This is a genomic window from Gemmiger qucibialis, assembly GCF_027689445.1.
GTDB classification, from domain to species: domain Bacteria; phylum Bacillota; class Clostridia; order Oscillospirales; family Ruminococcaceae; genus Gemmiger; species Gemmiger qucibialis.
This window is the reverse complement of record NZ_JAQFEN010000001.1, coordinates 501,744-516,666: the sequence shown is the minus strand read 5'-3', so window position 1 is coordinate 516,666 and position 14,923 is coordinate 501,744. Positions and strand designations below refer to the sequence as shown.

The following is a 14,923-nucleotide window of genomic DNA, read 5'->3' as shown; positions in this document are numbered from 1 at the left end:
ATATCTGTAAAACTGAAAATACACTTTTAAGGAGTGGCTGTGAAAGCAGCTGCTCCTTATTTTTTGCAACTTTAACAGCATACTGCACTATACGGGTAAAGTTACAGCATACTGCTGTTATACGCTAATAGTGTCTGCCATATAGAACAGGTATACTGTAGGCGAGCTCAAAAAAAAGAAAAGGAGCGTAGCGCGCTATGAAATTGAATTATGAAAATCGTATATGAAACCGTAGATGACCGCCTCTGGACCATCCTCTCCCGCCTGAAAGGCGTGAAGGAGGTTGGCGAGAACACCTATCGGGCTTACAGCCCTCTCCGTGACGAGAAGGAACCCAGCCTGTGCATTACCAAGAAAGATAATGGATACATCCTTATGAATGACCGTGGTGGTGGTGACACCAAAGCAACCCTTACGAAAATCGGGCTGACGATGCGTATCCTGTTCCCGGATGGTGGAAGTTCCGGATCAGAGCCTAAAGGCTCTGACCCGGAACGGAAGGTTGCTGCCATCTACCAGTACCTTGACAAAAACGGAGAACTCGTCGCAGAGAAAGTCCGTTATACGAACAAAACCTTCTTTTGGCGCAGCAAAAAGCCTGACGGCAGCTACGACTACCATAAACCGGAGAATGTTCCCTTGTATAATGGGATGGTACTGGAAAAGGCGGAAGCAATCTTTTTGGTTGAAGGCGAGAAAGACGTAGACACGCTCACGAAACATGGCCTCCCGGCGGTCAGCCTGCCGAATGGCGCCCATTGGGAAAATGAGTATGCCGCATACTTTTCCGACAAGGTGATTATCATTCTGCCGGACAACGATGGTGCGGGGCGCGGTTACGCAAAAGCAGCACTCAAGGCACTTAAGCCCACGAATTACAACACGGGCATTATGCAGCTGAATAACTGGTGGCCGGAAATCCCCGAAAAGGGCGATGTCTCCGATTATATCGCGGCAAAGGGCGAGGAAGCAGTTGCAAAACTGAAAGAAACTCTCGATGTCGTGACCCGGAACAGGAAACCGGCTCCGGCAGTAAAGGCTGTGCCCGTTGCACAGTGCAGTACGGCAACTGTTACGGTAGCTGCCACGTCTGCCCCGCTGATGCTGAAAACTTACGGCGATTACCGCAACGTCATCAAAAAACTTGACCCTTACTCCAATCCCAAGTATTCCACTACCGACAACGGAAGCGGACGGCTCTTTTCTGACATCGTCAAGGGACAGGCCCGCTATGTGGCAAGCCGCAAATCGTGGTTCATCTACGATGGCACGCGCTGGGCCCCCGATGAAGGCAACATGGCAACGATGGAAATGTGCAAGACCATTGGTGATGCGCTGAACCGCTATGCTTTCGACATTAAAGATGAAAAGAAGCGGCAGGAATACTTGCGGTATACTATCCGATGGCTGTCACGCAATTACCGCAAAACCATCCTTGACGATGCCGCCAGCGTCTACAACATCGGTATGGGCGAATTTGACGCAGACGTGAACTTGCTCAACTGCAAGAATGGTACGCTGGACTTGAAGACCATGAAGTTCCGCAGTCACAATCCTGACGATAAAATCACCAAGATTGCCGATGTCGTTTACGACCCCAATGCAAAATGCCCCCGCTTCGACCAGTTCTTGACCGAAGTTATGAGCGGTGATGCCGATAAAAGTGCATTTTTACAAAAGGCACTGGGGTACGCTCTTAGCGGCGATTCCCGGTTTGAATGTCTGTTTTTCCTGTACGGTGCAACCACCCGCAACGGCAAAAGTACCCTGATGGAAAGCGTTCTGCGTGTGTTTGGCGACTACGGTCTGACCGTTGCCCCGGAAACGATTGCAGCAAAGCAGCGCAACAGTTCCGGGCCGAGCGAAGACCTTGCCCGTCTTGCGGGTAGACGGCTTGCCAATATTTCCGAGCCCTCGCGCGGGATGCGGTTGAATGCTGCGCAGGTAAAGAGCATGACCGGCAATGACAGCATCAATGCCCGCTTCCTGCACTGCAATTCGTTCGATTTCCGTCCGCAGTTCAAGCTGTATATCAACACCAACTATCTGCCCAGTGTGGATGATATGTCGCTGTTTTCGTCCAATCGTGTGCGCGTCATCCCGTTTGACCGGCATTTTGAACCGCAGGAGCAGGACCCGAATTTGAAACATCTGTTTGCGAAAGAAGAATCCAAGAGCGCTATTTTGAATTGGCTGATTGCCGGTTGGCAGCTGTTGCAGAAGGAAGGCCTGAACTCTCCGGCAGCGGTTGTGGAAGCCACCAAGGAATACAGCCGCGATAGCAACAAGATTGCGCTGTTTGCGGAAGAAAAGCTCATTGAAGATAGAACGGGTGAAGCTCGCACGGCAGCGGTTTACGAGCGCTATAAAGAATGGTGTGATGTCAACGGCTGTATGCCGGAAAACAGCACCAACTTTAAGAAGTCCTTGCAGGCGATTGGAACTGTTGTCCGCAGGCGTCCTCGTGACGGCAGTGAAAAGACGACCCTTCTGCTCGGTTATCGATTGAGGTAAGGCGACATTTTATGAAGTACGAAGTCCCTATCTGGGAGAAATACTGTCTTACGCTGGATGAAGCCGCCGCCTACTTTGGCATCGGCATCAACAAGCTGCGGGAAATGACGGACGAACCGAACTGCCAGTTTGTGATTTTCAATGGAAGCAAGCGCCTTATTAAGCGCCGGAAGCTGGAAGAAAACCTCATCGATACAGATGTGATTTAATTCAGAAAGAATCCCTGATCGGGCCTACGGCCCGCTCAGGAATTTATCTAAACCTATCACATTGACACCAAAATTATAGAAAAACGTAATATTTAGGCTGGCAAAAAGGCTTTACGCCTGTTATAATGACAGATGTAAAGCCTTTTCTGCTTTATAGAGTAGAAAAGGAGTACCCTATGGAACGCCGTAAAGATAAGAATAACCGTGTACTGAAAGATGGTGAGAGTTACCGCGAAAAGGAACATCGGTACATGTATCGGTGGATTGACAGTGACAAGAAGCGCCATTGCACCTATGCACAGACGCTGCGCGAACTGCGTAAAAAAGAAGCGGAAATCAACCGCAATAAAAGCGATGGTATCAGCAGCGCCGGAAGCAACCTGCGTCTGGATGACGTATATAAGCTGTGGAAGAAGAACAAGGTCGGTCTAAAGCAGTCCACTTATGTAAATTACCTGTATATGTATGACCACTTTATCGGCCCCAAAATCGGGAAGATGAAAATCAAGGACATTCGCAAATCGACAATCCTTGGTCTTTATAATGACCTGACAAGGAGCAACGATATTGGCAAGACGATGGCGATTAACACGCTGGAAACTATTCACAACGTACTGCGGCAGGTCTTGCAGGTTGCTGTGGACGATGACTATATCCGTAAGAATCCAACGGATGGTGTCTTGCGCGAAGTTAAGCAGGCCAATAATTACGAACGCCCGAAGCGCAAAGCGTTGACCTTGGAACAGCAGAATGCGTTCGTGAAGTTTCTGAAATCTAAGCCGCTGTACTACGCTTGGAGCATTTTGTTCGCCGTCCTGTTGGGAACGGGTTGCCGCATTGCAGAATTTGTCGGTCTGCGTTGGTGCGATATTGATTGGGAAAACAACACGATTTCTATCAATCATAACTTGGTCTATCGGAAGCATACAGATGGCAAATGCTACTTTTCCGTGACGACACCAAAGACAAGCGCTGGATGCAGGACTATCCCGATGATGAAAGGTGTCCGCAGGGCACTTGAAGATGAAAAGATTCTGCAGCAGGAATTAGGTGTTAGGTGTACAACTGTAATTGACGGCTATACTGATTTCGTCTTTTTCAACCGCTTCGGGCAACCCCACAATCCGGCAGCAATTAACCGCGAAATTGACCGGCTTGTACTTGCTTACAATGCGCAGGAAATGGAAAAGGCAGCGGAAGAAAACCGCACTCCCGTTATCCTGCCGGATTTCAGTTGCCACCAACTGCGGCACACTTTTTGTACCCGCTATTGCGAGATTGAACCAAATATTAAAGTGATTCAGGAAGTCATGGGCCACAAGGACATCAAAACGACAATGGAAATCTATGCGGAAGCACAGAAGGAATTGAAGGAACGCTCCGTGCAGAACATTTCTGGAAAATTTGATGTCTACTAAGCGTCTGACACCATTGACACCAATATTGACACCAGATTCGGATTGATATATAATAAGTTATGTAGAGATACATAACTCCCCGCAAACGGAAAAATGCTGCTGCAACGGGTTTTGGTGGGATATAAAGACTTACATAAAATTGTCTAACCCAATCCCGACGATGAAGCCGATTGAGCAGTAAAATGCAAAATTAAAACGCAGATACGATGAGATTTTAAGCAAATTTCAAACGGCATCTGCGGTACTACACCACAACTACACCAATTTTGGGACGTTTTCCCGAAAAGGAGCCTTACAAAGCGGTGTGGTGTAACAAGTGAATAGGTGGATTGGTGTAGTAGGTACACTGAACCCGTAAAGGCGAAAAAGGCAGGTACACTATGGAAACATGGTGTGCCTGCCTTTGTGCTTATTATTGAAAGATAATACAAGAAAGTTGTGGAAAGAATGTTACAAATGCGATAAGCTTTAATTAAGAAAAGTCGATGTGCAACAATCATCAATTTCCGGAATTACGCAAATTCATCGTTTTTAGCGTTTTGTCGTAAATTAGCATTTTGCATCCGCTGCATTCTTTGCACCTGTCATCCTCTCTCGCATCTGTCATCCAGCTATTCCGGTGTGCAAAAAGTGTGCAAAAATGTGCAGAGCCAAAATCAGCCCCTTAAAACAGGTATCGGATTTTTATTCAAAGCCGGGAAAACGGTCGGGTTCGAGCCCAAAACGGCAGCTGCAATCTTGCCTGTTTAGACCACGCATCAAATGTATATCAACAACCATGATTCATGGCAGGGAGCTTAGGACACAAAAGTTCATCCGATGCAGTTTTCTATGCATCCGATGAACTTTTTTCAGTAGCGTTTCCCTTTAAGCCACCTTGGTCTTTCGCAGATACCCCCATGCTGCCAATCCAACGAGCAGAATGATCTTGATCGGTGCCGATGCCAGCAGTACATCTGCCTGAAAGAAGGCATGCCCGCCTGCATAGAGAAAATCAAAGCTGATCATTTTATACAGCAATGCATTGGAAAGCCCAATGCCCCCTGCCGGAATCAGGGTTGACAGCCATTCCCCAAAGGAGCCCGGCACGACCATATAAACAATCAGCGGTGCCACCACACTGATCAGCGCCACAGACAAAGCGGTCAGGTTGTTCTTGGCCCATACGGATGCCATCAGCACAAAGGCCACCTCCGCAAAGAAGATCAGGAAGTTTGCCACCAGCATGACCCACTCCATCTGGCCAACGGTATACGGCAGCAGGCTGGTCACAGAAAACAGCCATTGCACGGAAGTTTGGGTACTTTCCCAGCCAAATAGAGCATTCGTGACCATGATCCACACCACGCCGCAGAGCAGATACGCCGCCCCTGTGATACTAAACGCCGCCGCTAGCTTTGCCGCTGCTAGCCGCAGACCGCCGTTTTTTGTGCACAATTGGATGTCCTGCGCCCCGGTCTGTGCATCCGATGCAAACACCGGGGCCGCAATCACCGCGCACAGCAGGGTGAGCAGCAAGCTCAACAGGGTCTGGTAATCCATTGCGTCTGGACTGACCCCAAATGAATAGGTGAACGGTTTTTGTACAGCATCGAACTTTTTCTGTGCAATGGCCTGCGCCTGCTCATAGCCGGGCTTTCCGCTTTGTTCCAGCCAGATCACCGATTCCAGCCGTTTGGGGAGCTGGCTGTAAAAGTTCTGCATATCCTCTGCGGTCAGCCCCATCACGCCCGGTGCCATGCCGGTTTTCGGGTCGGCAAAGGCTTCCTTTGCGTTGTTCACAAGAGGCTGATACCGGGCAAGTTCTTTATAAAATACCTCGACCGGGATATCGTTGATGGAGCTTGCATCATACTGCCGGTACACCCGCTGATAGGCTTCCAGTGCTTCCTGCATGACATCCGGCGTGATGGTATCGGATACCTGCTGCTCCTGCCGTTTCCGAATTGCTTTCAAACCCGTGTAACGCACTTCGTTTCCGCTGGTATCCAGTTCCGTCCAGCCGATAAAGGTTACCGGCAGATATGCCATAACCACGGCCAGCACCAGTGCAATGGCCAGCAGAATAGCTGTCATACGAGTTTTGCACACACGTTTCAATTCCAAACGATACAGGTTCATTTTGCTTCCTCCATTTCCTCCGGGAACAGCCACAGATACAGATCTTCCAGCCGGGGCTGTGCCGGGACGCTGTCCGGCAGCTGCGGTGCATCCGCCAGATACCGCAATGTTACCGTTCCGTCCGGCTCGTTGCGCAGGTTCACTACCCGCAGTCGGTATTCCCACCGGGCAAGCTGTTCCATCGGGATGTTCCCCTGCCAGACCTTGGCTTCGATCTGCTTTACCAGCCCTTCGGTGGTGTCCTGTGCAATGATTTTGCCAGCCTTCATCACGGCATTTTCAGCTGCAATGTATTCCACATCCGAAACGATATGCGTTGAAATAAGAACGATCCGCTCCTGCGCAAACTCCGACAGCAGATTGCGGAAGCGCACCCGTTCTCCGGGGTCCAGCCCTGCCGTAGGTTCATCTAAAATCAAAATTTCCGGGTCGTTGAGCAGTGCCTGTGCGATACCAACCCGGCGCTTCATACCGCCGGAAAGCTTCACGATCTTTTTGCGGCGCACCTCAGTCAGGCTTACCCGCTCCAGCAGTGCGTCGATCTGCCGGGCAGCCTCTGTGCGCGGCAGACCCTTGAGTGCCGCCATATATTCCAGATAGTCCTGCACCGTGAATTCCGGGTAAAACCCGAATTCCTGCGGCAGATACCCCAGCTTTTCCCGGTAGGCCGCACCAAGCGTCCCAATCTCAACCCCATCGCACAAAATCCGGCCACTGCTGGGCCGCAGAATGCCCGCCAGCATCCGCATTAAGGTTGTTTTGCCTGCACCATTCGCCCCCAGCAGTCCCCACACACCTGGCGTGAGAGTGATGGACACATCATCCACCGCCGTTTTATCCCGGTATCGCTTTGTAATATTCTGAATTTTCAGTTCCATGACTTGTTCCTTTCAAGCTTCTGCAATATATTCTGACCGGGCGGCAAGCCGGATGCACTGCAACACCATACAGAGCACCAGCACGCCCGCCGCCAGTGGCAGACCTTTCGGCAGTTCCGATAATTGCACGAACCGCAGCAAACACAGCTGCCCTGCAAACAGTGGTACAGCCCCGGTCATCATCCATTCCGGGCGCACCCAGCGCAGCAGCAGAAGCAGCTCATTGTTTGCGGTTAGGAATGGCACGGTCAGCACCGCCAGCAGTTGCCCGATGCTCCATGGCACGGCTGCCCGCACATTGAGTACCAGCACTCCCAGCAGGATCGTTTCCCCCGCCAGCAGCAGCAAAAACCGCATCACCAGTGGACGACCGATTCCTGCATATGTGGCTTGTTCTAGTTCAAGCATCTTATATTGACTTGCCCGGTATAAAAACGGCAGACCGAGCAGGGCTGTCAGCATGGCAAGTGTGCTCAGACCAAACAGTGCGTTGCGTAATGTCCATGCCTTCTCCCACAGGGCAAGTTCCCGACCCACACTGTACAACGCCAGTGCCGCCATTGCTTCCAGCGCCCAGACCTTCCAGCCCAGCAATTTGAACTGGCAGTGCAGCAAATCACGCCAATCACTCCGTTGTTTTACGACATGTTCCGCCCGGCAGCGGCGCAGCAGCGTTTTCGGTGCGGCTGTGTCAAGCTCTGTCGCCAGTGCTCTGGACAGTTCTTTTTCAAAGGCTCGATTCATCTCCAGTCCTCCTTTTCCAATTGCATTTTCAAGGTTTTCAATGCGGCACGCAGGCGGGACTGCACTGTGCGCAGGGGCAGACCTGTAATCTGCGCGATCTCCCGCAATTTAAGCTGTTGTGCGAACCGCAGCAATACCAGTTCCCGCTGTTCCGGCTCCAGCTGGGCCGTCAGCGCCCGCAGGTTTGCTTTCTCCTCTGCCGCAGCAAAGCCGCTTTCCTGATAGGAGGGTTCGCCCGGCAAGCTCTCCAGCGATACCTCCGTCCGCTTCATCGTACGGTTCAGATCGATGCAAATGTTTTTTGCGATTTTGTACAGAAAGGGACGGAATGCCCCCTGAAATCCACCACAGGAATCCAGCCAGCGCACCGCTTTCAAAAAGGTTTCCTGTGCTGCATCCTGCGCCTGCTGCTCGTCCGCTGTATGCCAACGGCAATAGTTCAGAATTTGTGGATAGTACGCTGTAATCAGAGTGTCCAGCGCACCCGTATCTCCGCTCTGCACTTTCCGCAGCAATAATTCTGTCTGGATACGGTTCACCCCCCTTCCTGTCTATTAAAACGTCCCATATCATCAAAATGATTTCTGTTTTTTCAAAAATTTCAAATAATTGCCTTTATTATGTTCTTATAGCTTTATTATAATAAAGAGCCTTGTGTTTTTCCTTGTCAAGAGGGCTGGCACCGTCCAGCCCTCTCTCTTTTTGCCAAAGTTTTCATTGTTTTTTCTTGCACACTGCCGAAAGTGACGCGTTTTCAAAAGTTCGCGTTTGCGAAGCGTAGCGCAGCAATGAAAGCCCCAGTGGGGCTTTTAAGCGACAGAACGGTCTTGCGTAGCAAGATGGAGGGGCCTTGCCCCGACAAGTTCACGTTGACACGGCTCGATTTTTGTGGTAACCTATCCCAACAATTGAATATAACATATTTTTACATATTCGTTCTGGCCCTGCGGGGCTGAACATTTTGGCTTTCAGCCGTTACATAACCGACTAGCATGACCTTCCAGAAAAAGTGAAGGCAGGGCTGGTCTGTTTTGTGACGGCTTTTTTGTTTCCGTTTTGCCTGTTGCACCTTGAAAACCGCATGACCGTCTGCATGGGATACACGGCGATGACCCCGTAAGGGAGAGCTGGAAAACGCCGCCGGAAGGGGGCAGGAAATCTATGCAGGGAGAACGGCAGGACGTTGATTTCCCAGTTACGGTGAAAAGCGATGTGGTCAAATTGACCACATCGCTTTTCCGTGACGCCAACGAAAGGATGGAATGCCTATGAGTAATTTTACCCCCGCATGGTTCAAGAAGGGCTTTTTCAACGAATCCCTGTTCTGTGACGATTTTCTGAGCATGCACCTGCTGAAGAACCTGCCCGGTGACAAGGCGTGGCGGCACGACAAATCGCTGTATCCCAGCAATCAACCACGGCTTCATCATAATACTCTCATTCATTAGCAGATAATCTGTCGCGCCTTATACTGCCTCAGTAGGGGTCATTTCTTTCCTATACTGCGCCGGTGACTTCCCTATCTCTTTCTTAAACACCCTGCTGAAATACAGCGGGTTCTCATACCCTACGATTTCGGAAATTTCCTTGATGTTGTAGGTCGTCCGCTCCAACAGGCTTTGGGCGTTGACCATGCGCAAGGAGAGGATGTACTGGGCAGGGGACATACCTGCGTACTGTTTGAAATTGTGTATAAACCAGTTGGTGCTGATGTGCAGGGATTCCGCATAATCGTCTATGCTGATCTTTGTGTTATAGTTCTCGTTGAAGTAAGCTGCCGCGCGTTCAATTTGCTCTTGGACGTCGCCGGTGGCTTTTTTCTGTTCATGCTGTTGGCGGTCCACCAACAGCAGAATATCGTTGAACAGCGATGCAATATAGTCCTCGTACCCATAGCGGCACAGCTGCAACTCCTGAATGATTTTGCGGAACAACGCCTTGTAATCCGGCAGCACACCGCAGTAGAACACATGCTCATCGAGCGAGATGCCGTGATACGCCAGTATGTTCTTTACATCGCTGCCTGTGAAGTGAATCCAGAAAACTTCCGGGTTATCTTCCAGATAATATACATATTTTTGAATTTCTTCCGGCTTGTAAAGCACCATATGGCCCGCGCTGACGATTTCTTCCTTGCCATCAAACCAGAAATGCGTCTTGCCGTTTGCCACATATAAAATCTGGTAATCCCTGCGCCCTTTCTGCCAGTAAGTCGGTAGGTTGGGGCGCGTTTTCAGCCGGTAGGTGCCGCAGCTGCCCACCACCAACGGCGTGGAGTTGTCTTTGAAATCTGTACGGGAATTGTTCAGATAGCCAGAGTTAATGTACACAAAAATCTCCTCCCGTTTTTGTGAATATTGCGAGGTGCTTCGTCCATTTTACCTTCACTTTACAAAAAGCCATTGATTTTGTGCATGTTTAGTGCAATACCGTTTATGTTTTATTGTATATAGAAATTGTATAATAATTTCAGACGGAACGCAAGCAGAACTGTATAAATCACAGGAGGAGAATGGATGATTATTCCGCACTATTACGAGGACCAGCACACACTGCATGTGGGTACCATGCCGAATCGTGCATATTACATTCCGGCATCCCGGCGCAGCGATGCCTTAGTCGAGCACCGCGAGACCTCGGATCGCTTCCAGCTTTTGAACGGAAGCTGGAAATTTCGGTACTACGCCAGTATTTATGACTTACAGGATGCTTTCTATGAGGTCGGCTATGATGCCTCCGCTTTTGACAGCATCCCGGTTCCCAGCGTGTGGCAGAACCACGGCTACGACCACCACCAGTACACCAACATCCGTTATCCATTTCCCGCTGATCCGCCGTATGTTCCCAAAGAGAATCCCTGCGGCGCTTACCTCTACGACTTCACCTACCAAAAGGATGCCGCTGCCCCGCGCGCATTTCTGAATTTTGAGGGCGTTGCCTCCTGCTTCTATGTCTGGCTCAACGGTCAGTTTGTCGGGTACAGTCAGGTCGCCCATTCCACAAGCGAGTTCGATGTAACGAAGTTTTTGCAGGACGGCACTAACCATCTGGCGGTCCTCGTGCTGAAATGGTGCGATGGCAGCTACATGGAAGATCAGGATATGTTCCGCATGAACGGCATTTTCCGTGATGTCTACCTGCTGCACCGACCGGAACAGTGCATCGAGGACTATTTCATCACCACCGACATCCACGGCAGCACCGCAGGGGTTGCTGTCCGCCTGCGTTACTACGATTCCGCCGTTGCCACCCGCATCACCCTCTACGATGCAGCCGGCACGATGGTCGGCAGCGTAACGCCCGTGGAAGCACCGGATGATACGGCATTTCCCTATCATGCAGAAATCACCATTGTTGACCCGACACTCTGGAACGCAGAGCAGCCCTACTTATATACCCTTGTGTTGGACACGCCCAACGAGACCATTACGGACCGTGTGGGCATCCGCGAGGTTCATGTTGCCAACAACCAGATTTATGTCAACGGCCAGTCCATCAAGTTCCACGGTGTAAACCGCCACGAATCCGACCCCGTCACCGGCTATGCCGTTGGCTTTGAGCAGACGAAAAAAGACCTGCTCATGATAAAAAAGCACAACTTCAATGCCATCCGCACCAGCCATTACCCGGATGTGCCTTACTTCTATCAGCTCTGCGACCAGTACGGCTTCTTTGTCATTGATGAAGCCGACAACGAGAGCCACGGTGCGTCCGAATACTATTGCGAGGGCAACGAAAGCTGGCCCAACCACGTTGAAAACTGGAACAAGCCCATCGCAGACAACCCGGAGTTCACCGAGGCCACCGTAGACCGCACCCGCCGCTGCGTGGAGCGTGACAAGAACCGTCCCTGCGTCATCATCTGGTCGATGGGCAACGAGAGCGCCTACGGCTGCACGTTCGAAGAAGCGCTGGCATGGACAAAGAGCTTTGACCCCCGCCGCCTGACCCACTACGAGAGCGCCCAGTACCGCAGCAAGAACCGTAAATACGATTTCTCGAACATTGATATGTTCAGCAATATGTACCCTTCTCTCGAAAGCATTCAGGAATATCTGGATAACGAGCCGGACAAGCCTTATATCATGTGCGAGTATAGCCACTGCATGGGCAACGGCCCCGGCGATTTGGAGGATTACTTCCAGTTCATTCAGAGCCATGATGGCTTGGTCGGCGGTTTCCTGTGGGAGTGGTGCGACCACGGTATTTATAAAGGGAAGATGCCCGACGGCCGCGGCATCTATTATTACGGCGGCGACCACAATGAGTGGCCGCATGACGGCAACTTCTGCATGGACGGTCTGGTCTACCCCGACCGCCGCCCGCACACCGGGCTGTTGGAGTTTAAGAATGTCTATCGCCCGGCGCGTGTTGTGAAGTACGACCGGGAATCCGGCATGCTCACGCTGCATAACTACATGGACTTTGTTGATTTGACCGAGTATGCCGCACTAACCTATCAGGTAAGCTGCGACGGCGAGGTCATCGACAACGGCTTCATCCCTTACCCTGACGGTTTCACCCTGCCGCCGCACAGTGAAAACGCCTTGCCGTTGGCCGTCCACATTCCCGATAAAGGCAAGTGTTTCCTGAAAATCTTCTACCATTGCGATAAAGACCTGTCCTTGCGTTCGGAAGGTCATCTCCTGGGTTTTGATGAAATCCTGCTGGAAAACGAAGACAGCCGCAACCAGAAAACCTTGGCTATGTGGAGTGATGCCCCTTCCAACAGCACAATCACTGTTCAGGAGACGGACCGCCATTTGACGCTGCGCGGCAAGAACTTCACCTACAACTTTAATAAGCTGACGGGTCTGTTCGCCGCGATGCAGTACGAGGATGCAGTCCTGTTGGACAAGGAAATGGAGTTTAACATCTGGCGTGCTCCTACGGACAATGACCGCAAGCTGAAGCTGAATTGGCTGGCTGCCCGCTATGACCACTGTATGACCAACGCCTACCGCACCGAATATCAGGTGACGGACAGCGGTGTGACTCTGCGCGCCAAAGTCGGCATTGCACCGATCAGCTTGCAGAAATTCCTTGATTTGGATGTCTGCTGGACGGTTTCCAACAGCGGTGCAGTAACGCTGGCACTGCACGCTGAGCGCAACACGGTATTCCCCGAACTGCCGCGCTTTGGCCTGCGCCTGTTCCTGCCAAAAGAAATGGCCCGCGTCAGTTACTTCGGCATGGGTCCGATGGAAAGCTACTGCGACAAGCACCATGCTGCCAGCCACGGCTACTTCAGTTCCACCATCTGGCAGCAGCACGAGGACTACATTCGCCCGCAGGAGAACGGCAGTCACTATGATTGCGATTATGTCCAGCTGGATGGCGCTGGCATCAAACTTACCGCTGTCGGTGCAAAGCCGTTCTGCTTCAACGCCTCGCACTACACGCAGGAAGAGTTGACTGAAAAGGCGCACAACTATGAGCTGCATCCCTGTGACAGCACCGTTCTCTGCCTTGACTATGCACAGAACGGCATCGGCTCTGCCAGCTGCGGGCCGCGTCTGGCGGAGCAGTACCGCCTTGACGACGCTTCCTTCGATTTCAGCATCCGTCTGATTCCTGAAAAAGCATAACCTCTACACAAAAGAATGGAGAAATTCTCATGTCTGAAAACACTGAAAGACGTTATTTGAAGTGGTATAACAAGGTCGGATACGGCTCCGGCGATGTTGCGGGCAACGTGGTCTATGCGTTCCTCTCCTCGTTCGTTATGATCTACCTGACCGACACCGTCGGCCTGAATCCCGGCATCGTCGGCACGCTGATTGCTGTGTCCAAGCTGTTTGACGGCCTTACCGACATCTTCTTTGGCTCGATGATTGACAAGACGCACTCCAAGCTGGGCAAGGCTCGCCCGTGGATGCTCTACGGCTACATCGGCTGCGCCATCACACTGGTCGGCATCTTCGCCATCCCCATGGGCATGAGCGAGTTTGCCAAGTACGCATGGTTCTTTATCTGTTATTCCTTGCTGAACGCTGTGTTCTACACGGCCAACAACATCGCCTACTCTGCCTTGACTTCCCTTGTCACCAAGAACAGCGCCGAGCGAGTCGAGATGGGTTCCTACCGCTTCATGTTCGCATTCGCCACCAGCCTTGCCATTCAGTCTTTCACGCTGCTGGCTGTCTCTGCACTGGGCGACACTGCCGAAGCATGGCGCACCGTGGCTATCGTCTATGCCATTATCGGTCTGATCGTCAACACGCTCTCTGTTTTCTCCGTCAAGGAGTTGCCGGAGGAAGAGTTTGTCGACACCACGGATAAAGCCGAAATCGAGAAAGACGAGAAGTACGGTCTTGTCGAAGCTGCCAAGCTGCTGGTCTCCAACAAATACTACCTGATGATCTGCGTCACCTACATTTTGCAGCAGATCTATGGTGCCATGATCAGCATGGGTACCTACTACACTGCTCATATCCTTGGCGACAAGAACCTGTTCGGCGTGTTCTCCTGGGCCATCAACATTCCTTTAATTATTGCACTGGTCTTTACCCCGACCCTCGTTGCCAAGATGCACGGTATGTACAAGCTGAACGTCGGCAGCTATGCCCTTGCTACCGTGGCCCGCGCGCTGGTTGCCGTGGCCGGCTATACTGGCACCGGCGATGTCAAGATGATGCTGCTCTTCACGGCCATTGCTGCACTGGGTCAGGGCCCGTGGCAGGGCGACATGAACGCCGTTATCGCCTCCTGCTCCGAGTACACTTGGCTGACGAAGCACAAGCGCGTAGACGGCACGATGTACTCCTGCACCTCGCTCGGTGTCAAGCTGGGCGGCGGTCTCGGCACCGCCATCACCGGCTGGCTGCTGGCGTTCAGCAACTACGATAAGGCGCTGGCCGTACAGCCGGAATCCTGCATCAATATGCTGAAACTCATGTACCTCGTGATTCCCTTTGTGCTGGACGCCATCATTACCTTTATCCTCTCCCGCATGAAGGTCGAGGAGGCCAACGATAAGATCCGCGCCGAAATGAAAAACTGATATTCACTATTCTCCTTCTAAAAAAGGGCTTCCGCA

At 51.5% G+C, this 14,923-nt stretch carries 11 protein-coding genes; 6 read left to right on the top strand and 5 right to left on the bottom strand.

From position 1 onward, the window contains the following. The first annotated feature begins 210 nt into the window (after positions 1-210). The 3 genes from PG062_RS02380 to PG062_RS02370 all read left to right on the top strand — a co-directional run bounded on the left by PG062_RS02380 (position 211) and on the right by PG062_RS02370 (position 4,141). Positions 211-2,514: a phage/plasmid primase, P4 family gene (locus tag PG062_RS02380; RefSeq protein ID WP_270750920.1), complete on the top strand. Its 2,304-nt coding sequence runs from the start codon at positions 211-213 to the stop codon at positions 2,512-2,514. An 11-nt stretch (positions 2,515-2,525) separates the two neighbouring features. Next, positions 2,526-2,723, top strand: a complete 198-nt coding sequence (locus PG062_RS02375; protein WP_270750918.1) for an excisionase — start codon at positions 2,526-2,528, stop codon at positions 2,721-2,723. Between the two features lie 176 nt (positions 2,724-2,899). Next, positions 2,900-4,141, top strand: a complete 1,242-nt coding sequence (locus PG062_RS02370; protein WP_270750916.1) for a site-specific integrase — start codon at positions 2,900-2,902, stop codon at positions 4,139-4,141. Between the two features lie 867 nt (positions 4,142-5,008). Here the strand turns inward: PG062_RS02370 and PG062_RS02365 are convergent. Genes PG062_RS02365 through PG062_RS02350 form a run of 4 tightly spaced genes read right to left on the bottom strand, consistent with a single transcriptional unit; the run spans position 5,009 to position 8,423 of the window. After that, positions 5,009-6,262 (bottom strand): ABC transporter permease subunit, encoded by a 1,254-nt coding sequence (locus PG062_RS02365; RefSeq protein WP_270750915.1) that lies wholly within the window; start codon positions 6,260-6,262, stop codon positions 5,009-5,011. After that, on the bottom strand, positions 6,259-7,140 hold the full coding sequence (locus PG062_RS02360) for an ABC transporter ATP-binding protein (RefSeq protein WP_114000671.1): 882 nt from the start codon (positions 7,138-7,140) through the stop codon (positions 6,259-6,261). The genes PG062_RS02365 and PG062_RS02360 overlap by 4 nt, the downstream gene beginning before the upstream one ends. A gap of 12 nt (positions 7,141-7,152) precedes the next feature. Continuing rightward, the gene (locus PG062_RS02355) at positions 7,153-7,884 is read right to left on the bottom strand and encodes a hypothetical protein (RefSeq protein ID WP_270193180.1); all 732 of its coding nucleotides are present in this window, start codon (positions 7,882-7,884) and stop codon (positions 7,153-7,155) included. After that, a complete protein-coding gene (locus PG062_RS02350) occupies positions 7,881-8,423 on the bottom strand; it encodes an RNA polymerase sigma factor (protein WP_270750913.1) in 543 nt (180 codons plus the stop codon). The genes PG062_RS02355 and PG062_RS02350 overlap by 4 nt, the downstream gene beginning before the upstream one ends. A gap of 729 nt (positions 8,424-9,152) precedes the next feature. Here PG062_RS02350 and PG062_RS02345 point away from each other — a divergent pair. Then, entirely contained in the window at positions 9,153-9,332 is a 180-nt protein-coding gene (locus PG062_RS02345; protein WP_270750912.1) for a hypothetical protein, read from the top strand. A gap of 18 nt (positions 9,333-9,350) precedes the next feature. Here the strand turns inward: PG062_RS02345 and PG062_RS02340 are convergent, their stop codons facing one another. After that, positions 9,351-10,214, bottom strand: coding sequence for a helix-turn-helix domain-containing protein (locus PG062_RS02340; protein WP_270750911.1), 864 nt, complete (start codon positions 10,212-10,214; stop codon positions 9,351-9,353). A 186-nt stretch (positions 10,215-10,400) separates the two neighbouring features. On the opposite strand from PG062_RS02340, the gene PG062_RS02335 reads away from it, so the two are divergent. Next, positions 10,401-13,472 carry a glycoside hydrolase family 2 TIM barrel-domain containing protein gene (locus tag PG062_RS02335; RefSeq protein WP_270750910.1) on the top strand — a complete coding sequence of 1,024 codons (3,072 nt, stop codon included), beginning with the start codon at positions 10,401-10,403 and terminating at the stop codon, positions 13,470-13,472. A gap of 29 nt (positions 13,473-13,501) precedes the next feature. After that, positions 13,502-14,887, top strand: a complete 1,386-nt coding sequence (locus PG062_RS02330) for an MFS transporter (RefSeq protein ID WP_270750909.1) — start codon at positions 13,502-13,504, stop codon at positions 14,885-14,887. The last annotated feature ends 36 nt before the right edge of the window (positions 14,888-14,923 follow it).